Raw genomic sequence first — 19,956 nt, 5'->3', positions numbered from 1 at the left:
GCAGACGCTCTTTTTTAGTTTAAAAACTCATAAAAAAGCATTGGAGTGGTCAACGTCAGTCCCATAGATTGCGGTTGTGCTTGTTCTTGAGAGCTGTGAAGAATCGCGTTCTTATGTCAGGAAATGTCTTCGCCAGAGAGCGTACCAACTTCTTCATCTCTTCCCTCTGGGTATGCCCGGCGGCAGGGCACGGGCTTTGAACTACTGGCAAGTTGTGGCGTCTGGCTACTCCGATAATATCAGGTTCAGGCACGTAGATCAACGGCCGTATTACCGTAATTTCCTTTCTGCTCAGGTAGGTTACAGGAGAGAAGGTGTTGAACCGCCCTTCGTAAAAGAGGCTGAGGAAAAATGTCTCTATGGCATCGTCCAGGTTGTGCCCCAAAGCGACTTTTTTGCATCCCAGTTCCAGCGCGGCGTCATGAATGGCTCCGCGTCGCATCCGGGCACAAAGCGAGCAGGGGTTTTTTTCCTTTCGCACTTCGAATACTATCTTTCCGATCAGGGTGTGCTTTACGCTGTAGGGCACACCTAGTTCTTTGCAAAAAGCCTCAATGGGTGAGACGTCAAAGTCATCAAACCCCAGGGTAAGGGTTATGGCTTCTATGTGAAACGATACCGGCGAGAAATACTGATACAGCTTGAGGGCTTTAAGCAGGGTTAGGCTGTCCTTTCCGCCCGATACCCCCACTGCAATTCTATCCCCTTCTTGAATCATGTTAAAGTCCTCTACGGCTTTTCGAAGGTAACCCAGCACTCTCTTCATGGTATGCGAGCGCAGGAGACTCCATCTCATTCAAGATGGAGAGGAATGCACTCTTCTCTCCTTTCTAACATTAGAGTCTCTATCTGGATATATTTTCCTCTTATTTAGAGATATGAACTTCTAAAAGCTTTTTTATTATACCATATTCATCCCGCATAGTTAATACGTCATTTCAGCAACGACGCGATTCTCTGACAGATGAAAATTTTATATGGGCAAATCCAATAAAAAAATAGGCGCTCTTGAACAAAAAATATTCAGTATTTTGTCTCATTTGTGATATAATCTATTACAACAAAGGCTTGATTTTGGGTTATAATTCAATTTAAAAGGAGATGGGGTATGAACAAATTCAGCAGGAGCGAGAGAATTGGCGTTATGACGAAGATTTTAACCGATCGGCCCAATCAGATCCACACCCTGAATTACTTTGGAGAATTGTTTGGGGTGGCCAAGTCTACCGTCAGCGAAGATGTCATGGCGTTGCGCCGTGCTTTAAAGGCTTTCAATCTCGGCAATTTGGAGACGGTGGTAGGGGCTGCAGGAGGGATTAAATACGTACCCCAGCCTGACGAGGAGTACGTCTCGAATTTTATACAGGACCTGTGCAATAAGCTGTCTGAGCCCGAGCGCATTTTACCCGGCGGGTTTTTGTATATAGCCGACCTTTTGTTTACGCCCCATATAGTACAGCAGGTGGGGGAAATCATGGCTTCCCGGTTTTATGAAGCCAGCCCCGACTTTGTCATCACGGTGGAAACCAAGGGTATTCCCATTGCAATGATGACAGCAAGGGCGCTCAACTGCCCGGTGGTGGTGGCTCGAAGGGATAACGAGGTGACAGAAGGCTCGGTGGTCACCATAAACTACGTGTCTGCTTCTTCCAAGAGGATCCAGACCATGTCGCTTGCCAAGAGGGCAGTCAAGGAGGGTCAGCGGGCTTTAATCATTGACGACTTCATGAGGGGTGGAGGCACGGCCAGGGGCATGGTGGACTTGCTCAAGGAGTTCAATGTTGATATAGTGGGTGTAGGAGTCATGATCGCCACCGAGCAACCCAAACAAAAGATGATAGACGAATACGTTGCGCTCATCGAGCTCAAAGAGGTGGACGAGGTAAGCCGAAAGGTGGTAGCACGACCGGTTTTATAAAATTTTTATGGAATTTAAGAAGGAGTATAGGCTTTTTTGGCGAATAATATCCTCAAGCAATTATTGTTTTATCAACTGGAAGGTGGTGAGCTAGAATGAACGTGACCGATGTTCGCGTTCGGAAGATCAAGGGTGAGGGGCGAATGAAGGCAGTGGCATCGGTTACCTTTGATGATGCATTCGTGGTGCACGACATCAAGGTAATTGAGGGACAAAACGGAATGTTCATTGCCATGCCCAGCCGAAAGACCCCCGATGGGGAATATCGTGATATTGCCCATCCCATCAATTCCGAAACACGGACACAGCTTCAGACGCTCATTTTGGAAAAATACAATGAAATGAGCGACGAATAAGCTTTAAAGGAGAGCATAGCCTCTCCTTTAAAGCTTGTTTTTGGCTGTTTTTGGAGACTATAGTAATCAATTTGCGGCCAGCAGTTGGTCACTCAAAATAAAATCACCGCCTTTAAAGATGGCGAGAATTTATGGACGAATGACAGCTGTCTTGCATTATGATATAATAGCAGTGATGTTTTTAAAACTTACAGGGCAAAGGGGAATACGGGAATGGAAAAGCGTACTTTCTCTATTGTTTTGGCTGCCGGCGAAGGCACCAGGATGAAGTCCAAAAGGCCCAAGGTGTTGCACCAGGTTTGCGGATATCCGATAATTGAGTATGTGGTGCGGGCGGCTTCCGAGGTATCCGATGACCTGCCGGTTGTGGTGGTGGGGCACAGGGCTGAGGAGGTCAAGCAGTATCTGGGGGAGAGAGTGAGATACGCTTATCAGGCGCAGCAGCTGGGCACTGGACATGCGGTGATGATGGCTCAGCCTTTGCTGAAGGAGGTGGAGGGCTATGTGGTCGTATTAGCGGGCGATGCGCCGTTGATTCGCGGTTGCACTCTTCAGCGGATGGTGCAGCATGCCGTGCAGGGAGGGTATGGTGCCGTGGTCCTCTCTGCGGTTGTGGATGACCCCACCGGATACGGACGGATAGTACGCAATGATGACGGAGACCTGGAAAGGATAGTGGAGCACAGGGATGCTACCGAAGAACAGCGGCAAATAAAGGAGATCAACTCGTCGATCTACTGTTTTGATGCGCAGCTTTTGTTCTCCAGCCTTGAGAGGCTAAATAATCGCAATTCTCAGGGAGAATATTATTTAACTGATGTGATTGAGATCATGAAATGCCAGGGGATTAAAGTAGGAGTTTTGGTGGCGCAGGATGCCGATGAGGTATTGGGTATAAATACCAGGGCACAGCTGGCCGAAGTGGATCGTAAGATGCGCTTGAGGATCAATAGGTCCCACATGGACAGAGGGGTAACCATAATAGATCCGGAGCACACCTACATCGGCCCTGATGTGGTGATCGGGTTCGATACAGTGGTTTATCCCGGCAATGTGCTGGAAGGCAGTACAATTATTGGCGAGGATTGTGTGCTGTATCCCAACAACCGCATAGTGAACTCGGTTATCGGGAACGGGGTTCAGCTACAGGCGTCGGTGGTATTGGATAGCCGTATTGGCGATAAAACGACGGTAGGGCCGTATGCCTATCTTCGCCCGGGCAGCGTCATAGGGAACAGCGTGCGTATAGGCGATTTTGTTGAGATAAAGAACTCCACCATAGGTGACGGGACAAAGATCTCTCATCTGACGTACGTGGGAGATGCGGAAGTTGGGAATGACGTCAACCTGGGCTGCGGAGTGGTGTTTGTCAACTATGACGGAGTCAAGAAGCATAGGACAGTGGTAGAGGATAAGGCATTCATCGGCTGTAACGTCAACCTTGTGGCGCCGGTGAGGGTGGGGCAGGAGGCCTATATAGCTGCCGGATCCACCATTACAGAGGACGTGCCCGGTAAGGCGCTGGCTATTGCTAGGGAGCGCCAGGTAAACAAGGAGGGATGGGTGGAAAGGTGGCGACAGAAGACGCAGGATATGCAGTCTCGTTCGTAACCTTAAAAATAGGTGTCGAGTCTTACCAAACTTCTTATCAAGCTACCGCCTCCATAGGTGGGGGTGCTTCACTCACGTTGAAGAGGACAAAAACACATAAGAAAGGGGAAGGCTGTAGATGATTACCCATGGAACGGGCCTCAAGATCTTTACGGGCAATTCGAATCCCGAATTAGCCAGGGAAATTGCGCGATATCTGGGAGTTCCCATGGGGAGTGCTGAGGTCGGCACGTTCAGCGACGGAGAAATCTGCGTCAATATATATGAGACGGTCAGGGGTGCTGATGTTTTCGTCATTCAATCCATATGTCATCCGGTAAACGACAACTTGATGGAATTGTTGATAATGATAGACGCTTTTAAGAGGGCCTCGGCTGGACGCATTACTGCGGTAATCCCATATTACGGCTATGCCAGGCAGGACCGCAAGGCCAAGGCCAGGGACCCCATTACCGCAAAGCTGGTGGCCGATTTGATCACCAGCGCGGGTGCCAATCGCGTGCTCACCATGAACCTGCACGCGCCCCAGATACAGGGATTCTTCAACATCCCATTGGATCACCTGTTGGGGATGCCCATCCTGGCCCAGTATTTCATAGAGCGAGGGCTTGAAGGTGAGGATGTGGTGGTGGTATCCCCCGATGTGGGCAGCGTGACCAGGGCCAGAAGCTTTGCCAATCGCTTGAATTCATCGCTGGCCATCGTGGATAAGCGACGTCCCAGGGCCAATGTGGCCGAGGTCATGAACGTCATAGGCGATGTCAAGGGCAAGCGGGCTATCTTGATCGATGACCTGGTCGATACGGCGGGAACGCTGACGCAGGCGGCGCTGGCGCTGGTTGAGCGAGGAGCCACCGAGGTATATGCCTGCTGTACCCATGGCGTTCTGTCGGGGCCGGGTGTGGAAAGGGTCAAAAATTCGCCCATAAGGGAGCTCATAATAACTAATACCATCCCATTGCCGCCCGAAAAGCGCATTGACAAGATCAAGATCTTGTCAGTAGCGCCGCTCTTTGCAGAGGCAATTGACAGGATATACGGGGATATCTCGGTCAGCCCGCTCTTCGAATGAGATTGAAAGCCGGGTGGTAAGCTGTCATGTACGTTATAGCAGGACTGGGCAATCCAGGAGATAAGTACGAGGGTACAAGGCATAATGCGGGGTTTATAGTAATTGATATGCTTTCTCGTGCATATGGAATACCTTTGAAGGATATAAAATACAAGGCGGTCATTGGAGAGGGCGTCATTGGAGGCCAAAGGGTGGTGCTGGCCAAGCCACAGACTTACATGAATTCAAGCGGGTTGAGCATACTGGATTTGGTCTGCGGCTACAAGATAGAACCTTCAAACTTGATAGTGATTTACGATGACATCGATTTGAAACTGGGGAAGGTGCGCATACGCCCTTCGGGAAGTGCCGGTACCCACAACGGCATGCGCTCCATCGTATATCAGCTTCAAACAGAGGATTTTCCCCGCATTCGCATAGGCATAGGTGCGCCCCCTCCGGGACAGGACCTGGCCGATTATGTATTATCTCCTTTCGAAGAGGAGGAGCTCCCTATTTTTTTGGCTGCCTGCGAGAGGGCGGTAAAAGGGGTGGAGCTTATACTCACCAAGGGCATACAGGAGGCAATGAGCAGGTGTAATGGTTAGAAAGAAGGAGTTTGGACGGAAAGCGGTGTGTAATACAAACCAGTGGACAAAGTTGGTGATAGGATGACTCCAATTTGGCTGGAGCCCATGACCAGATGGGAAGCGTTTGATACCATCAAGGAGTCGGTCATCAGGGGCGCCGGCCCTGTGGCATTTTTGGGGCTAGGGGAGTCTCAGAAATGCCACATGTTGGCCAGCGTACTGTATCCCTTGGAGCGCACCTGCCTGTATATAACCAGTGGCGATGTCCAGGCAAGGAGAATATACGATGACCTGTCGTTTTTTTATCCCGGAAAGGTCGTGTATTTGCCCGAAAGGGAAATACTGCTTTATGACGTGGCTGCTCGAAGCCTGGAGATTACCCAGCAACGCATCGGTGTATTGGAAAGGCTTTTGCTTAAAAAGGGTGTCATAGTTGTGGCGTCGGTTGAGGCGCTGATGTCCTTGCAGACGCCTCCACAAATTTTTAAAGACAACATTCTGACTATAAAGATGGGCGATATCATATCCCTTACCCAGCTTGCAAACAGGCTGGTGCAGATGGGCTATGAGCGCGTGCCAGCCGTTGAAGGAAAAGGCCAGTTCGGCATAAGAGGGGGCATACTGGATATCTTTCCTTTGACGGCCGAGGACCCATACAGGATAGAGTTCTTTGATGATGAGGTAGACTCCATTCGCATATTTGATGTGCTGTCACAACGATCCATTGAGAACTGCTCTGAGGCGATAATACCCCCAGCCAGGGAATTGGTTTTAACTGATGATTCGCTTGTACGCGGTAGAGATAATATAAGCAAAAGCTACGGCGAATTTTTAAGCAAGGCTGAGCGTAAGAATATCGACGCTTCTTTGAAAGAAAAAATAGAACGCGTTTTGAATGCCCTGGATGAAGGGGTATGTGATGGCTCGCTGGAGAAGTATTTTTCTTTTTTTTATCCCCAGCGGGCTACCGTATTCGATTATTTGGATGCTTCGACATTGATAGTGCTGGATGAGCCTGCCAGGATCAGAGAACGTTGCCTGGGATACTGCAACGAGTTTCAGGAACACTTCAAAGAGTTGCTGCAGAGATGCGAGGTTTTACCTCAACAGGCCGAGCTCGTTTTGGATTATTCTGAATTTTTAAGGAAATTATCTAGTTATGCCTGTTTGATATTTCAGGTTTTGCCCACTCCGCATCCTGATTTTGAACCAAGAGCGGCTTATAGCTTTGCCGTCAGGAGCATTCCTTCATATCACGGCAAGCTGCAGCTGCTGGCCGAGGATGTAGAGCTGTGGCTGAAAAAGGGGTATTACGTCTTGTTTCTTCTAGACAGTCAGGCCAGGAGGGAGGGGATTGCCGCTTTTTTGAGGGAGCATGGCATCCAGTCCCTATCTGTACAGCATACAGAGGAGGAGTTCAAGCCTGGCCAGGTAGTTGTGGCGCCTGGCATTTTAAGCCATGGGTTTGAATACCTCGATGCGCGATTTGTCGTCATAAGCGATAGGGAAATTTATGGGGTTCAAAGGCGGCGTGCCCAGCCCAGGAAAAAAGCCAGAAAGCTTGAGAGCTTTATGGATTTGAAGGTTGGCGACTACGTGGTTCACGAAAACCACGGTATAGGGAAGTATCTTGGGATAAAGACGCTGGTGGTGGACGGCCAAAAGAAGGACTACCTCTATATCAAATACGCTGGTACCGATAAGCTGTATGTTCCCACCGATCAGCTGGACCTCATTCAGCCTTACATTGGGATGGGGGAGGATCCACCAAAGCTATCCAAGCTGGGCGGCGCCGAATGGCAGCGAACCAAAAACAGGGTACGCCAATCGGTACAAAAGCTTGCAATAGACCTGGTAAAATTGTACGCTATAAGGCAGTCGGTGCAGGGGTACCGCTTTTCGCCTGACACCGAATGGCAGAAGCAGTTTGAGGCCCTGTTTCCATACCAGGAGACGCCAGATCAACTTCAGGCTATAGAAGACGTCAAGCGGGACATGGAGTCATCCAAGGTGATGGATCGATTGATATGCGGCGATGTGGGCTATGGGAAGACCGAGGTGGCCATACGGGCGGCATTCAAAGCCGTTATGGATGGCAAGCAGGTGGCCGTGCTGGCTCCCACTACCATACTGGCCCAGCAGCACTACAACACCTTTGTCAAACGGTTTGAGGATTTCCCGTTTACCATACAGGTATTGAGCCGTTTTAAGACTCCGGCTGAACAGCGGGCGATACTGAAGGCTTTGAAGGAAGGAAACATCGATATAATAATAGGTACCCATCGATTGCTGGGGAAAGATGTGAAGTTTAAAGACCTGGGGTTACTCATAATCGACGAAGAACAGCGGTTTGGGGTTGCACACAAGGAGATGATCAAAGACATAAAGAAGAACGTGGATGTCTTGACGCTTACAGCCACTCCAATTCCACGTACCCTGCATATGTCCTTGATGGGCATCAGGGATATAAGCATCATCGAGACGCCGCCCGAGGACAGGTATCCTGTTCAGACGTATGTAGTGGAGTACAGTGAACCCCTCATTCGAGATGCCATTTTGCGGGAGCTGCAGAGAGGTGGACAGGTGTATTTTGTATACAACAGGGTAAAGAGCATGGATTGGATGTTGCAGGAGCTCAGGAAGCTGGTGCCCGAGGCTAAAATCGCCATGGCGCACGGCCAGATGAGCGAAAACCTGCTGGAGAAGGTCATGATGGACTTTTATGAAAACAAGTTTGATGTGCTGCTGTGCTCCTCCATCATAGAGAACGGGCTGGATATACCCAATGTGAACACCATTATCGTATACGATGCCGACTGTTTTGGCCTGGCTCAACTGTACCAGCTCAGGGGACGGGTAGGCCGTTCCAATCGTCTAGCTTATGCTTATTTTACCTATCGGAAGGATAAGATAATATCCGAGCAGGCTGAAAAAAGGCTTCAGGCCATAAAGGAGTTCACCGAGTTTGGCGCGGGATTTAAGATTGCCATGAGGGACTTGGAAATACGCGGGGCCGGTAACCTGCTGGGGCCGGAGCAACACGGCCATATGGCAGCGGTGGGATATGACCTATATTGTAAGCTGCTGGAGGAAGCTATACGCACTATGAAGGGAGAAGAGCTGCCTCAACCCGTAGAGACCATTATAGACATAAAGGTTAACGCTTACATTGAAGAGGATTATATCCCCAACGAGGATCACAAGATCGAGGTTTATAAGAAGATTGCTGCCATTGAAGGACCTCAAGATAAGATGGATGTGGAAGAGGAGCTGGTGGACAGGTTTGGAGATATACCGCCGTCTGTGCAAAATTTGATCGATGTGGCATATGTAAAAGCCCTTGCTAAAAGGATGCGTATTGCTGAAATCGCCCATCGAGGTAAGGAGGTGAAGATGAGGCTGGTAGACGCGAAGGCCATACCTCCAAGCAAGCTCATGGTGATTTTAAATGAAAACCGAAGGCAGATAGACTTTGCGTCTACGCCTGTGCCGGTACTGACGGTAAGGCTGAAGGATTCATCGCCCAATGCGGCTTTGCAAGCAGCTAAAGAGGTCATGGAAAAGCTTGTAGATTATTTAAATTGAAAGGGTGAAAAAGGGTATGAAGCGCTTTGGAAAGCATTGTATGATCTTCATTGTACTGATGTTTATACTGGGTATAACGGGCTGTACCTTGATTGAAGTGATACCCGAAAAGGATAGGCAACGAGTTGTGGCTGAGGTTTATGGTGAGAAGATACTCAAGGGAGAATTTCTGGATGCCTATAACCAGCAAAAGGCTTTTTACGGCATCACTGAAGAAATTGAAAAAGACTCCCAGTATAAGGATACAATAAAGGAAATCAAGAAGGATGTTCTTGATCAGCTCATAACCCGAAGGGTGCTGCAAAAAAGGGCTAAGCAGGCCGGTTTTACGGTAAACGAAGAATATATACAGGAGGCTCGCAAAGAGCTGGAAGAGCAGCTCAAAAGCTACGCCGAGGCATTAAAACAGCGGGCCCAATCTAAAGGAAAAGAGTCTCAACAGGAAAAGGATTACCTTCAGAAAGCCAGAAATGAATGGCGACAACAGCTGAGCGATGCAGGGCTCACGGAAGAGGAATACATCCGAAGGCGAGCCGAGAATATAATGCTGGAGAAGTTTACAGAGAAGATGCTTGAAGATGTGGAGGTTACTGAGCAAGATATCCAGCAGTATTACAATGAGCAGCTAAATAAGCAAAAGGAAGACCCCAGCCTGGTGGAAACAGCACCTGTGCAGCTTTATCGCCCTGCCGGTTGGGTAAGGGTAAAGCAGATCTTGATTTCGCTTTCTTCGGAAGAGCGGGATGAATATTACAATTTAATACAGCAAGGCAAGCAAGATGAAGCCAAAAAGTATCTGGAGGAGAAGCTGAAGGCAATTGAGCCCAGGGCACGAGAGGTATATGATAAAGCAAAGGCCGGAGAGAGCTTTGAAGCGCTTATTGAGGCCTATAGCGACGATAAAAGTACTGCCAATAAAGAAGAAGGCTATGTGATATATAAGGGAAGTGGTATGTTTGCTGAAGAGGTTGAAAAGGCGGCACTGAAGCTCAATGAGGGAGAGATATCCGAACCGGTTAGTTCCCCCCTTGGCTACCATATCATAAAGCTGTATGAGAAACTGCCCGAGAAGGTTTTTAGCCTTGAGGAGAAAAAGGAAGAGATAAAAGAGGTAGTATTGAACGATAAGCGAAATGAGAAGTGGAACGCTCTGCTGGAGGAGTGGAAGAAGGAAGCCAAGATTAAGAAATATGAGAGCCGATTGTAATTAAATGGAATTTTTGGGTCCCTCCGAGATTGATATGCATAAAAGCACATAAACAGTAAAATAATATGAATGCAAGGATGGTTTTGTAAATTGATACAAATTAAGGAGGGATGTGTGTGAAAGCAACGGGGATAGTAAGGCGAATTGATGAGCTGGGCAGAGTAGTGATACCCAAGGAGATTCGTCGTACCCTGCGGATACGCGAAGGTGACCCTTTGGAGATTTATACCGATGAAGAAGGGGAAGTAATTTTAAAGAAATATTCTCCCATAGAGGATTTAAGCGATTTTGCCGACGAGTATGTGGAGTCTCTGCACAAGATCCTGGGGCATATTGCTTGTGTGGCAGATAAGGACGTCATTGTGGCTGTTGCGGGTATTCCTCAAGCTCGTTTTAAGAAGGAGAAAATCAGCGAGGATTTGGAACGCATTATAAATGAGAAAAAGATGGTGTTGGCCAATCGTGCCAATAAGGATACCATTTACCCTCTGCTGGAAAGGGAAGGGGGTCAAACAGAGTATACCGCTCAGGTGATAGTCCCCATTGTGTCAGAGGGAGAATCCGTTGGAGCAGTCATATTGTTATCCAAGGAACCCAATGTCACCATGGGGGATACTGAGATGAAGATAGCCCAAGCTGCGGCGGCATTCATAGGGAAGCAGATGGAACAATAGCAAATGGACATGAAAAAAGGCATTGAGTAATCTCAGTGCCTTTTTTATTTTGCTGCTGTATTGTAAGATAAAAGGGAATAATATAAATATTTATATGATGAGCGCTGTTAATTTTGATATAATTGATAATGTTCAAATGCTAACTGTTACATTAAGTGTGGCGAGGAGGATCTTATGTGAAAAAGAGATCTTTTGTGGAAGGGGCAGCTGTGCTGGCTTTTGCTGGGCTGTTGGCCAAAGTGCTGGGAGCAGTATTCCGTATACCCCTTACATATATAATCGGTGCCGAAGGCATGGGCCTCTATCAGATGGCCTATCCCATATATTCTTTCCTCTTGGTCATATCATCGGCGGGATTGCCTGTGGCCATATCCAAGATGGTTTCCGAAAGGATGGCGTATGGCGATTATGCTGGAGCTTACAGAGTGTTCAGAGTTTCTTTAACGATTTTGGCGTGCCTTGGCATGTTTACATCCACCCTGTTGGTTGCCTTCAGCGGTATGATATCCAGCGCTTTGGGTAATCCAAAATCCGTATATTCTATACTGGCCATTGCTCCGGCTCTGTTTTTCGTGTCGGTGCTTTCGGCTTTTAGAGGGTATTTTCAGGGGATGCAGATGATGAGTCCTACTGCCCTGTCTCAGATTGTGGAGCAAAGCGTCAAGTTGTTTATGGGCTTGTTGCTGGCGTGGCTTTTTGTAGGTAGGGGGATCGAATTTGGCGCGGCAGGCGCTGTCCTGGGAGTTACCTTGAGCGAGATAGCGGCTTTGATTTTGCTGTTGGGTATATATAAGCGAAAAAAGGTGGATTTGGGAGAAGGTATAAAGAGAAAAGCTGCAAAGAAAAATCTTGGGGCTCGCTATAGTGAGCCGGTGCGCGAGATAATAAGGAAATTGGCAAACATTGCTGTACCGGTAACCATAGGGGCCTCTCTTATGCCGCTGGTGGGCTTAATAGACGGTATGATTGTGGTAAACCGCCTTATGAGCATAGGAGGAGCCGGGACGGCGGCTTCATATACGGTAGAGGAGGCTACCAGCCTGTATGGGCTGCTGACAGCGTACGCAAACCCACTCATCAATTTCCCTACTATCTTGACGGTGGCTTTGGCCATGAGCATAGTGCCTTCGATTTCGGAGTCCTGTGCCCTGGGCGATCAAAAGGCGGTGGCGCACAAGGCCGCAGTGGCCATACGCTTAACTCTGCTGGTGGGTTTACCAGCAGGTGTGGGGATGTCGGTCTTATCCCATCCGATCATTCGGCTTCTTTATAGGGCTTTGGACGATAGCCAGGCGGTTTTGGCCGGCGACCTTTTAAGCATATTATCATTTGGCGTGGTGTTTCTCACTCTCATCCAGAGTTTGACGGGGATCCTGCAGGGCGTTAACCGGGCGGCTGTGCCGGTTAAAAACCTTGCTGTAGGGGCGCTGTTTAAAGTGGTGACCACGTATACCTTGGTTGGGATACCACAGATAAATGTCCTGGGAGCGGCTGTGGGCACCGTTGTATGCTATGCTATTGCTTCGCTGCTGGATTTTTCTGCTGTGATAAGGTATACTCAGGTTTTTATACCTTTTACCGATTTTGTCGCAAAGCCCATTGTGGCTGTGGGCATCATGGCAACCGCGGTTTCTGTCCTGTATAAAGTGCTTGAGGAGGCCGCGGGGTTGACCGTGGCTACTATGCTGTCCATTCTTGTAGGCGTGCTGATGTACGGCCTAGCGCTTCTGTTTATGGGTACCATAAGGGAAAACGACTTCAGATTTTTGCCGGGCGGGGATAAGCTAGAAAAGATGCTATATCAGCTCAGGATATTCCGGTAAAAGGCTTATATCCCTATTATCTCTGTACTGGCTGGAACCAATTTATCTATAAAATTAAAAATTTGCGTGAAAAACCGCTTCAAAATGTTCAGGTAGTCTTATTATCATATAGATGGAAGTTTGATTTTGTGACAGGTTACAAGGGGAAAAAGCGGATGGTGATGACATGGACACCGAGATAATACAGGGGTATAATCTGGTGAGGGAAGGGGTCAACAAATGGCGCATACCCAAATTGGGGAAGATGAGAGTCGATGCTGTGGTGTATGTGAATGATGCCTTGAAAAGCCTGCTGTATGAAGACCAGTCGTTAAGGCAGCTTGTCAATGCCGCTACGCTGCCTGGCGTGGTGGAACCGGTGATAGGAATGCCCGATATTCACGAGGGGTTTGGACTGCCCATCGGAGGAGTCATGGCTATAGACAAGCATGGGGTTATTTCTGCAGGCGCTGTAGGGTATGACATCAACTGTGGCGTAAGGCTTTTAAGGACTGACCTTGAGGCCCGTGATTTGAGCAAAGAAATTTTGTACAAGCTGATAGAGAGGATCGAACATTACGTTCCAACGGGTATAGGTAAAAAGGGAAAGCACAAGGGCATTACCCGCCGGATTTTCGATGACGTTGTGCACAACGGGGTTGAAGCGGTAATCCGGGCCGGGTTTGGGAGCCGTGAAGAGTTGGACTATATCGAGGAGGGCGGAAGGCTGGCAGGTGCCGATATTTCTGCTGTGTCCAAAGAGGCTCAGGAAAGAGGAGAGGAGCAGCTAGGTACACTAGGCGGTGGGAACCATTTCATAGAGATTCAGCGGGTGGACCGCATTTTGGATAAAAAATTGGCAGAGGCATTTGGCTTGTTTGAGGGCCAAATAGCTGTCATGATCCATACGGGTAGCCGCGGTTTTGGTCATCAGATTGCCACCGATTATACCAAGATTTTATGGGAAGCAGCTAAAAAATATGGGATTGATGTGCCGGAGAAGGGCCTTGCTGCAGCGCCCATTGATTCCAAAGAAGGAAAGAGTTACTATAGGGCTATGGCGGCTGCCGTCAATTTTGCCTTTTCAAACAGGCAGATCATAATGTACGATGTGGTTAAGGCCTTTGAAGATGTTTTGAAGAAGCCGGCCGAGTCCATGGGCTTTAAGCTGGTCTACGACGTTGCACACAATATTGCAAAGTGGGAACGGCATGGCGGCAGGGACCTTCTGGTGCACAGGAAAGGTGCCACAAGGGCTTTGCCTGCAGGACACAATCAAAACCCGACCAGCTATATGCAAACGGGGCATCCTGCTTTGATCCCCGGGAGCATGGGTACTGGATCTTATGTTGTTGTTGGAACGGATGAGCTGGCAGAAAGCTTCTTTTCAGTGAACCACGGAGCCGGGCGCAGGCTGTCGAGAACCAAGGCAAAGTCGATTACCAAGCAGGAGTTTGAAAAGGCCATGGGGGATGTTATATATAATGCTGGGTCATATAAGGACATCGTGGACGAATCCCCCTTGGCATATAAAGATGTGGAAGAAGTGGTGTCCGTGCTGGTTAAGCGGGGCGCTACGATACCTGTTGCGCGGCTGGTGCCGCTAGCGGTGGTAAAGGGTGTGGATTGATATTGATGCTGGCTCTTTAAAAAATGCAATATTTAGTTGCACAATGCCGTGGTACGATGTATTATATATAGTGCGTTTTATGCAGGAGGGCCTGAGGAAATGAAACATAAGGTTACGGTTGTGGGATTAGGGCCGGGCAGCGAGGACGGCCTTACTCTAGGGGCGTTAAAGGCTTTGCGCCAGGCACCCAACGTGGTTTTACGGACTGAGATGCATGGGATTGTTCCCTTCTTGAAGGCACAGGGAATAGAGTATACCTCCATGGATGATATTTACCAGGACGGTGAAGATTTCGACCATGTTTATGAAGCTATGGTAAAACGGGTCATGGACATGGCGCAAAGTGGTCAAGTGGTGGTGGGGGTGCCGGGCCATCCCCTTATAGGCGAGAGGCTTACGTTTGAGCTTTTAAGACGGCTTGACAGGGAAATGTATGATATCGATATTATACCTGGTGTAAGCAGTGCCGATGCGCTGCTCGCCCTGGTTCAGAAGGCCGGTATAGAGGGGCTAAAGATATTGAGCGCTCCCGAAATGACCGAGGATTTGATAAATGTGCGCCTGGCAACGGTGGTTATCAATATGTATGACGCTTTAATAGCCTCAGATGTGAAGTTATTGTTGCTGCGCTTTTATCCTCATGACCTGGAGGTGTTTGTAAGCTGGCAAACCCAGGATAATAGGCTGGAGTACAAGGCTGTGCCCCTCTATCAGTTGGATCGACAACGGCGCTATGACCACACCACCTGCATGTATCTTCCGCCCGTTAAGTTCGAGCGGCTGGAGTCCTTTGATATGAATCACCTAAAGCAAATTATGGAAATTCTTCGTTCGCCTCAAGGGTGCCCATGGGACAAGGAACAGACGCACGAAACCCTTAAACGCTATCTCATAGAAGAGGCTTATGAGGTGATAGAGAGCATCGATAAGCAGGATGAGGACAAGCTGTTAGAAGAGCTGGGCGATGTCCTGCTGCAGGTGGTGTTCCACAGCCAGATAGCAAGAGAGCGAGGAGCATTTGATATATTCGATGTGATTACAAGGATATGTCAAAAGATGATACACCGGCATACTCATATATTTGGAGATATTGTGGCCGAGAATGCACAGCAGGTGGTGGCCAACTGGGAGGACATGAAAAGGCATGAGAAAGGCTTTGCTACTCATACCCAGGTTTTGCGCGATATACCCAGCATCCTTCCCGCTCTTATAAGGAGCTATAAAGTGCAGGAAAAAGCGGCTCTGGTGGGTTTTGATTGGGAGAGCGTGGAGGGTGCTATGCAAAAGCTGGAGGAGGAACTGGCAGAGTTAAAAGAGGTATGCAGTGGAAGTGACCAACAAAAAATACGTGAGGAAATAGGAGATTTGCTATTTGCGGCAGTCAATGTCGCAAGGTTTTTAAAAGTGGATCCAGAACTGGCATTGAAAGACACCATCGAGAAGTTTATAGCCCGCTTTGAATACATAGAAAAGAATGCCAACCGTCCTTTGCATGAGATGACCCTGGAAGAGATGGATGAGCTGTGGAACCAAGCAAAGAAGCTATTTTTAACTAAAAAGCATGTATAATTTAAGAAAAATATGGTAATGATATTACCGAGATTCCTCTAGAAAAAACCAGGCGAAAAATATGTAAAAATTTCAAAAATTATTTGGCAACAAGGAGGAATTTGAAAAAAAATAGCGAATATGCTATAAGAATTTATTTCAAGGAGGGTGCGTATATGAATAAAGCTGAGTTGATTGCTGCTGTAGCAGAGAGAAGTGAGTTGACAAAAAAAGAAGCTGAAAGCGCTATTAATGCCCTGATTTCAGTGATCACTGAGGCATTGGCTAGGAATGAGAAGGTGCAGCTAGTTGGTTTTGGTACCTTTGAAGTTCGCGAAAGGGCAGAGAGGAAGGGGAGAAATCCTCAAACCAAAGAGGAGATCATCATTCCCGCCTCGAAGGCCCCTGTGTTCAAAGCTGGCAAGGCATTGAAGGACGCTGTTCAATAAGTTAAAAACTCAAATTATAAAAACCGGGATTATCACCCGGTTTTTATAATTTTTGGGCTTTTGCTCTGCTGTCTATGGCCCTGCCTTATAAAAGACGACAGATTAGGAGTATGCTCCTCATGAGAGTTGGACTTTTGCACATGGGGTTATAAAATTCCATTGAAAAGGCATTGGAAGAATTGTATACTGGTTTTGAAATTTGCTCTTATTTTGGAGGGGGTAAAGGCGTGCGAATAGACAAGTTCTTAAAGGTGTCCAGGATTATAAAGAGAAGGACGGTGGCCAATGAGGCATGCAGCCAAGGAAGGGTGCTCATAAACGGCAAGGTGGCCAAGCCCAGCACAGAGATAAAGGTGGGCGATATAATAGAGATACAGTTTGGTGAGCATATACGGCGTTTTGAGGTGTTATCGATATCTGAACATGTCGCCAAAGGGGAAGCCTCAAAGATGTACAGGGAGCTGTAAATTCTGTTAATTTTGTCGTATTACCTCCTGGATTTAAGCAAATACTATACATTGAAACCTTAAAACGATGAAGCAGAGTCAAAGGTTACAGGAGGTATAGGGATGAACGCAATAAAATCGAAATGGGGCAGGTTTTTGATTATCCATGTGGTATTTGTCTTAATCGTATCAGGGTGTGCAAGGGTGAGGAGGACTGAGCCACCAGCTCCAGCTCCCGAGCAACCTGCCAAAAAGCCAGCCATCCCAGAAGCTTTGGGAAGCCCGAACGGGCAGGAACCACGCCTTAAGGTATATATAAAGGAAGAGGGTAGGGTACAGGAGATGCCGTTTGAAGAGTACGTGGCCGGGGTCGTAGGAGGTGAAATAAAGAACGATTGGCCAATGGAAGCTATCAAGGCCCAGGCCATTATTGCCAGGACCTTTGTGCTTAAATTTATAAAGGACAAGGGCCAATCTAAATACGCTAATGCCCACATTTCAACCGACATTGAAGAAGCCCAGGCATGGAACATGGAAGCCGTCAACGACCGAATAAGGAAGGCGGTAAACGAGACCAGAGGCCAGGTGATCGTATATGACGGGGATTATGTGAATGCCTGGTTTCATTCCAATGCTGGAGGCAAGACGGCAACGGCGGTAGAGGGCCTGGCCTATAAGGAGGGCAACCCCCCTTATATACAAACCGTTGACTCTCCAGATGATTCTTCGCTTATCCCACCTGATGAAAGGAATTGGGTTGCTGAATTTTCAAAGCAAGAGGTCATACGGGCTGTTCAGCAGACGGGCAAACAAATAGATGATTTTTCCAGTATCAAGATAGGCAAGAGAGGACCGTCGGGCCGTGCCATGGAAATCATGTTGGACTCAATACCGGTTTCGGCGCCCGACCTTCGCATTGCATTGGGCAGCACCAGGATGAAATCGACGCTGCTGGATGAGGTACGGCTGGAGGGTGACCGCGTAATATTCAAGGGCAGGGGCTATGGCCATGGCGTGGGCATGTCCCAGTGGGGCGCTTACAACATGGCCAAACAGGGGAAAAAAGCTGAGGACATCATTAGGCATTACTTCAAAGGAGTTCAAATTATAAAGCTATGGCCTTGAAATCGCGTTAAGCCCGGCTTTATATGCCGGGCTTTTGTATGCATACCATGAAAGGGGGGAGCATATAATCAAATAAGGGCATTGTATCAGGGGGGAATGGGATGATTAGAGAGATGGATGATAAAAAAGCTGTACGGAGCAGAAGCCACAGCGTGCTCATGGAGAACCGCGAAAAGGTGACTATAACAGGGGTAATTGATGTGGATAGCTTTGACGAGGCAACGGTGGTCCTGGTGACCGATATGGGCTATATTACTCTTCACGGTCAAGACCTTCATATAAACAAGTTGAACTTAGAGGAAGGGCAGCTCATAGTTGAAGGGGAAATCATAGCCTTGCAGTACAGCGATCACGACGGGTTGGGTGGAAAAGGTTCTGGCTTTTTCAGCAGATTATTCAGGTAAAAAAGGGTGCATAATTGTATGCTTATGTCGACAGTCAATCAGGCATATGTCTTTCTGGCCACAGTTTATACGGGAATGATCGTCGGCTTCATTTATGATTTTAACAGGGTAATCCGCAGGATATTTAAACCCAGGCCGTGGGTTGTGGGCGTAATGGACCTGCTTTTTTGGCTCATTGTAGCGGGGATCGTCTTTGTGGCGCTTTTGTATGCCAACGATGGTGAAGTGAGGTTTTACAATTTTATTGGACTAGCAATGGGGTGGAGCCTGTATTTATTGACCATTAGTGCGTGGGTGATAAAGGCGTTAAGCCTCATGTACAGGACAATAGAAAAGGGATTAAAGGGTGTTATCAAATTTGTGTCCTGGCCTTTCCGTGCGTTGCTTAATTTTTTTAATAAAATTAACGGCAAAATCAAGGCATGAAAAAGAGGAGTTTTATATTGGGTGTCGAATAAAAATATAAAAGGCCAAGCTTGTTTTTGTGTTTGGCTTATGAGAGAGAGGATAGTCTTTGTCTTAAGAAGGTGATTGCATGGCAAGGCGCAGGTATGTGCTAAAGCCCAGAGCGAAACTGATGATTGCATTGCTGGTGGCCGGGTATTTCATTTTTACTTTTATTCAGCAGGAATTGAAGATACGGGAGCAGCATGCGCAGATGGAGCACTTGAGGCAGCAAATCCAGCAGGTTGAGGAGTACAACGCTGAGCTGGAGCGTCAGGTTGAGTATACGAAATCGGAAGAGTATATCGAAAAGGCAGCCAGAGAGCGCTTTGGGTGGGTTAAAAAGGGAGAGATCAAATTTATTGAAAAAGAGAATTGATAAAGAGGAGGTAACAACAGTTGAAAACAACAATACAAAATGATATAATTTTAATTGGGTGATTATCGATGTTGTTGAGTATACAAAAAGTTAAAGAAACATACAACATCAGCAGAAGTACATTGATAAATTGGGAAAAGGAAGGGTTAATAACTCCAATTAGGACACCAAAAGGGAGAAGAAGATACAAAAAAGAAGATATAGAGAAGTTGTTAGGCATGATAGAAGAGAAATCGAAACCGAAAGTAATTTTATATGCCAGAGTATCTACAAAGAAGCAGGAAGAGTACTTGGGAAATCAGATTAGAAGGCTAGAAGAATATGCCAATTTGCAAGGTTGGCAGTATGAAGTCATATCCGAAATAGCAAGTGGGGTAAATGAAAACAGGAGAGGTTTATTAAAGCTTCTGAACAAAATAAAAAGAGGAGAAGTTCAAAAAGTTGTAATAGAGTATCCTGATAGACTGGCAAGGTTTGGTTTTGAATATCTTAAATTTTTCATGGAAAGCTTTGGAGTAGAGCTTATAGTTTTAAATGGGGAAGAAAATGAACAAGATGTAAACAAAGAGCTAGCAGAAGACTTAATAGCAATAGTTACATCATTTGCAGCCAGGATTTACGGACAAAAAGGTGGTAAAAGAGATGATAACAATACAGGCTAAACTTACTTTCCCAAGCAAGGAAGATGAGCAAATAGTGCTGGATTTAATGAGAAGATGGTCATCCTGCATGAGATA

At 47.4% G+C, this 19,956-nt stretch carries 19 protein-coding genes and 1 pseudogene; 19 read left to right on the top strand and 1 reads right to left on the bottom strand.

The features are described from left to right. Nucleotides 1-55: 55 nt before the first annotated feature. A complete protein-coding gene (locus BM241_RS08945; protein ID WP_092282567.1) occupies nucleotides 56-766 on the bottom strand; it encodes a tRNA 2-thiocytidine biosynthesis TtcA family protein in 711 nt (236 codons plus the stop codon). 342 nt (nucleotides 767-1,108) lie between these two features. Here BM241_RS08945 and purR point away from each other — a divergent pair, with 342 nt between their 5' ends. The 19 genes and pseudogenes from purR to BM241_RS13185 all read left to right on the top strand — a co-directional run. After that, entirely contained in the window at nucleotides 1,109-1,918 is an 810-nt protein-coding gene (gene purR / locus BM241_RS08940) for a pur operon repressor (protein ID WP_025748155.1), read from the top strand. Between the two features lie 95 nt (nucleotides 1,919-2,013). Further along, nucleotides 2,014-2,274 carry a septation regulator SpoVG gene (spoVG, locus tag BM241_RS08935; protein ID WP_035146739.1) on the top strand — a complete coding sequence of 87 codons (261 nt, stop codon included), beginning with the start codon at nucleotides 2,014-2,016 and terminating at the stop codon, nucleotides 2,272-2,274. A gap of 213 nt (nucleotides 2,275-2,487) precedes the next feature. Further along, on the top strand, nucleotides 2,488-3,885 hold the full coding sequence (gene glmU / locus BM241_RS08930; protein WP_025748154.1) for a bifunctional UDP-N-acetylglucosamine diphosphorylase/glucosamine-1-phosphate N-acetyltransferase GlmU: 1,398 nt from the start codon (nucleotides 2,488-2,490) through the stop codon (nucleotides 3,883-3,885). 118 nt (nucleotides 3,886-4,003) lie between these two features. Beyond that, the gene (locus BM241_RS08925) at nucleotides 4,004-4,957 is read left to right on the top strand and encodes a ribose-phosphate diphosphokinase (RefSeq protein ID WP_092282566.1); all 954 of its coding nucleotides are present in this window, start codon (nucleotides 4,004-4,006) and stop codon (nucleotides 4,955-4,957) included. 26 nt (nucleotides 4,958-4,983) lie between these two features. After that, the gene (gene pth, locus BM241_RS08920; RefSeq protein WP_025748152.1) at nucleotides 4,984-5,544 is read left to right on the top strand and encodes an aminoacyl-tRNA hydrolase; all 561 of its coding nucleotides are present in this window, start codon (nucleotides 4,984-4,986) and stop codon (nucleotides 5,542-5,544) included. A gap of 42 nt (nucleotides 5,545-5,586) precedes the next feature. Beyond that, nucleotides 5,587-9,111, top strand: a complete 3,525-nt coding sequence (mfd, locus tag BM241_RS08915; RefSeq protein WP_092282565.1) for a transcription-repair coupling factor — start codon at nucleotides 5,587-5,589, stop codon at nucleotides 9,109-9,111. 16 nt (nucleotides 9,112-9,127) lie between these two features. Then, nucleotides 9,128-10,318, top strand: a complete 1,191-nt coding sequence (locus BM241_RS08910; RefSeq protein ID WP_092282564.1) for a peptidylprolyl isomerase — start codon at nucleotides 9,128-9,130, stop codon at nucleotides 10,316-10,318. 116 nt (nucleotides 10,319-10,434) lie between these two features. Next, nucleotides 10,435-10,992 carry a stage V sporulation protein T gene (gene spoVT, locus BM241_RS08905; RefSeq protein ID WP_025748149.1) on the top strand — a complete coding sequence of 186 codons (558 nt, stop codon included), beginning with the start codon at nucleotides 10,435-10,437 and terminating at the stop codon, nucleotides 10,990-10,992. Nucleotides 10,993-11,168: 176 nt separating this feature from the next. Next, on the top strand, nucleotides 11,169-12,815 hold the full coding sequence (locus BM241_RS08900; RefSeq protein ID WP_025748148.1) for a putative polysaccharide biosynthesis protein: 1,647 nt from the start codon (nucleotides 11,169-11,171) through the stop codon (nucleotides 12,813-12,815). Between the two features lie 166 nt (nucleotides 12,816-12,981). Beyond that, nucleotides 12,982-14,424 (top strand): RtcB family protein, encoded by a 1,443-nt coding sequence (locus BM241_RS08895; protein WP_084054711.1) that lies wholly within the window; start codon nucleotides 12,982-12,984, stop codon nucleotides 14,422-14,424. Nucleotides 14,425-14,523: 99 nt separating this feature from the next. Then, complete coding sequence (locus tag BM241_RS08890; RefSeq protein WP_092282563.1) at nucleotides 14,524-15,993, top strand: bifunctional methyltransferase/pyrophosphohydrolase YabN; 1,470 nt, start codon at nucleotides 14,524-14,526, stop codon at nucleotides 15,991-15,993. A gap of 131 nt (nucleotides 15,994-16,124) precedes the next feature. Next, nucleotides 16,125-16,421 carry an HU family DNA-binding protein gene (locus BM241_RS08885; protein ID WP_278292610.1) on the top strand — a complete coding sequence of 99 codons (297 nt, stop codon included), beginning with the start codon at nucleotides 16,125-16,127 and terminating at the stop codon, nucleotides 16,419-16,421. A 227-nt stretch (nucleotides 16,422-16,648) separates the two neighbouring features. Then, nucleotides 16,649-16,888 carry an RNA-binding S4 domain-containing protein gene (locus BM241_RS08880; protein ID WP_025748144.1) on the top strand — a complete coding sequence of 80 codons (240 nt, stop codon included), beginning with the start codon at nucleotides 16,649-16,651 and terminating at the stop codon, nucleotides 16,886-16,888. Nucleotides 16,889-16,990: 102 nt separating this feature from the next. Further along, nucleotides 16,991-17,992: a SpoIID/LytB domain-containing protein gene (locus tag BM241_RS08875; RefSeq protein WP_177206139.1), complete on the top strand. Its 1,002-nt coding sequence runs from the start codon at nucleotides 16,991-16,993 to the stop codon at nucleotides 17,990-17,992. Nucleotides 17,993-18,093: 101 nt separating this feature from the next. Beyond that, nucleotides 18,094-18,396 (top strand): sporulation protein YabP, encoded by a 303-nt coding sequence (yabP, locus tag BM241_RS08870; protein WP_242948346.1) that lies wholly within the window; start codon nucleotides 18,094-18,096, stop codon nucleotides 18,394-18,396. An 18-nt stretch (nucleotides 18,397-18,414) separates the two neighbouring features. Continuing rightward, complete coding sequence (yabQ, locus tag BM241_RS08865; protein WP_092282562.1) at nucleotides 18,415-18,822, top strand: spore cortex biosynthesis protein YabQ; 408 nt, start codon at nucleotides 18,415-18,417, stop codon at nucleotides 18,820-18,822. A 109-nt stretch (nucleotides 18,823-18,931) separates the two neighbouring features. After that, nucleotides 18,932-19,219 (top strand): FtsB family cell division protein, encoded by a 288-nt coding sequence (locus BM241_RS08860; protein ID WP_025748140.1) that lies wholly within the window; start codon nucleotides 18,932-18,934, stop codon nucleotides 19,217-19,219. Nucleotides 19,220-19,287: 68 nt separating this feature from the next. Beyond that, nucleotides 19,288-19,881, top strand: coding sequence for an IS607 family transposase (locus tag BM241_RS08855; protein ID WP_025748139.1), 594 nt, complete (start codon nucleotides 19,288-19,290; stop codon nucleotides 19,879-19,881). Beyond that, nucleotides 19,862-19,956, top strand: a pseudogene (locus BM241_RS13185) (transposase); the annotation flags it as partial. The gene BM241_RS08855 and the pseudogene BM241_RS13185, both read left to right, overlap by 20 nt.

It is taken from the genome of Caldicoprobacter faecalis (assembly GCF_900115765.1).
Classification (GTDB): domain Bacteria; phylum Bacillota; class Clostridia; order Caldicoprobacterales; family Caldicoprobacteraceae; genus Caldicoprobacter; species Caldicoprobacter oshimai.
This window is presented reverse-complemented; position numbering and strand designations above follow the sequence as displayed.

What these genes read in the sequence shown, in the direction of transcription:
- BM241_RS08945 (WP_092282567.1), bottom strand. Translation starts at nt 766, where the DNA reads ATGAAGAGAGTGCTGGGTTACCTTCGAAAAGCCGTAGAGGACTTTAAC.
- purR (WP_025748155.1), top strand. Translation starts at nt 1,109, where the DNA reads ATGAACAAATTCAGCAGGAGCGAGAGAATTGGCGTTATGACGAAGATT.
- spoVG (WP_035146739.1), top strand. Translation starts at nt 2,014, where the DNA reads ATGAACGTGACCGATGTTCGCGTTCGGAAGATCAAGGGTGAGGGGCGA.
- glmU (WP_025748154.1), top strand. Translation starts at nt 2,488, where the DNA reads ATGGAAAAGCGTACTTTCTCTATTGTTTTGGCTGCCGGCGAAGGCACC.
- BM241_RS08925 (WP_092282566.1), top strand. Translation starts at nt 4,004, where the DNA reads ATGATTACCCATGGAACGGGCCTCAAGATCTTTACGGGCAATTCGAAT.
- pth (WP_025748152.1), top strand. Translation starts at nt 4,984, where the DNA reads ATGTACGTTATAGCAGGACTGGGCAATCCAGGAGATAAGTACGAGGGT.
- BM241_RS08910 (WP_092282564.1), top strand. Translation starts at nt 9,128, where the DNA reads ATGAAGCGCTTTGGAAAGCATTGTATGATCTTCATTGTACTGATGTTT.
- BM241_RS08895 (WP_084054711.1), top strand. Translation starts at nt 12,982, where the DNA reads ATGGACACCGAGATAATACAGGGGTATAATCTGGTGAGGGAAGGGGTC.
- BM241_RS08890 (WP_092282563.1), top strand. Translation starts at nt 14,524, where the DNA reads ATGAAACATAAGGTTACGGTTGTGGGATTAGGGCCGGGCAGCGAGGAC.
- BM241_RS08875 (WP_177206139.1), top strand. Translation starts at nt 16,991, where the DNA reads ATGAACGCAATAAAATCGAAATGGGGCAGGTTTTTGATTATCCATGTG.
- yabP (WP_242948346.1), top strand. Translation starts at nt 18,094, where the DNA reads ATGATTAGAGAGATGGATGATAAAAAAGCTGTACGGAGCAGAAGCCAC.
- yabQ (WP_092282562.1), top strand. Translation starts at nt 18,415, where the DNA reads ATGCTTATGTCGACAGTCAATCAGGCATATGTCTTTCTGGCCACAGTT.
- BM241_RS08860 (WP_025748140.1), top strand. Translation starts at nt 18,932, where the DNA reads ATGGCAAGGCGCAGGTATGTGCTAAAGCCCAGAGCGAAACTGATGATT.
- BM241_RS08855 (WP_025748139.1), top strand. Translation starts at nt 19,288, where the DNA reads ATGTTGTTGAGTATACAAAAAGTTAAAGAAACATACAACATCAGCAGA.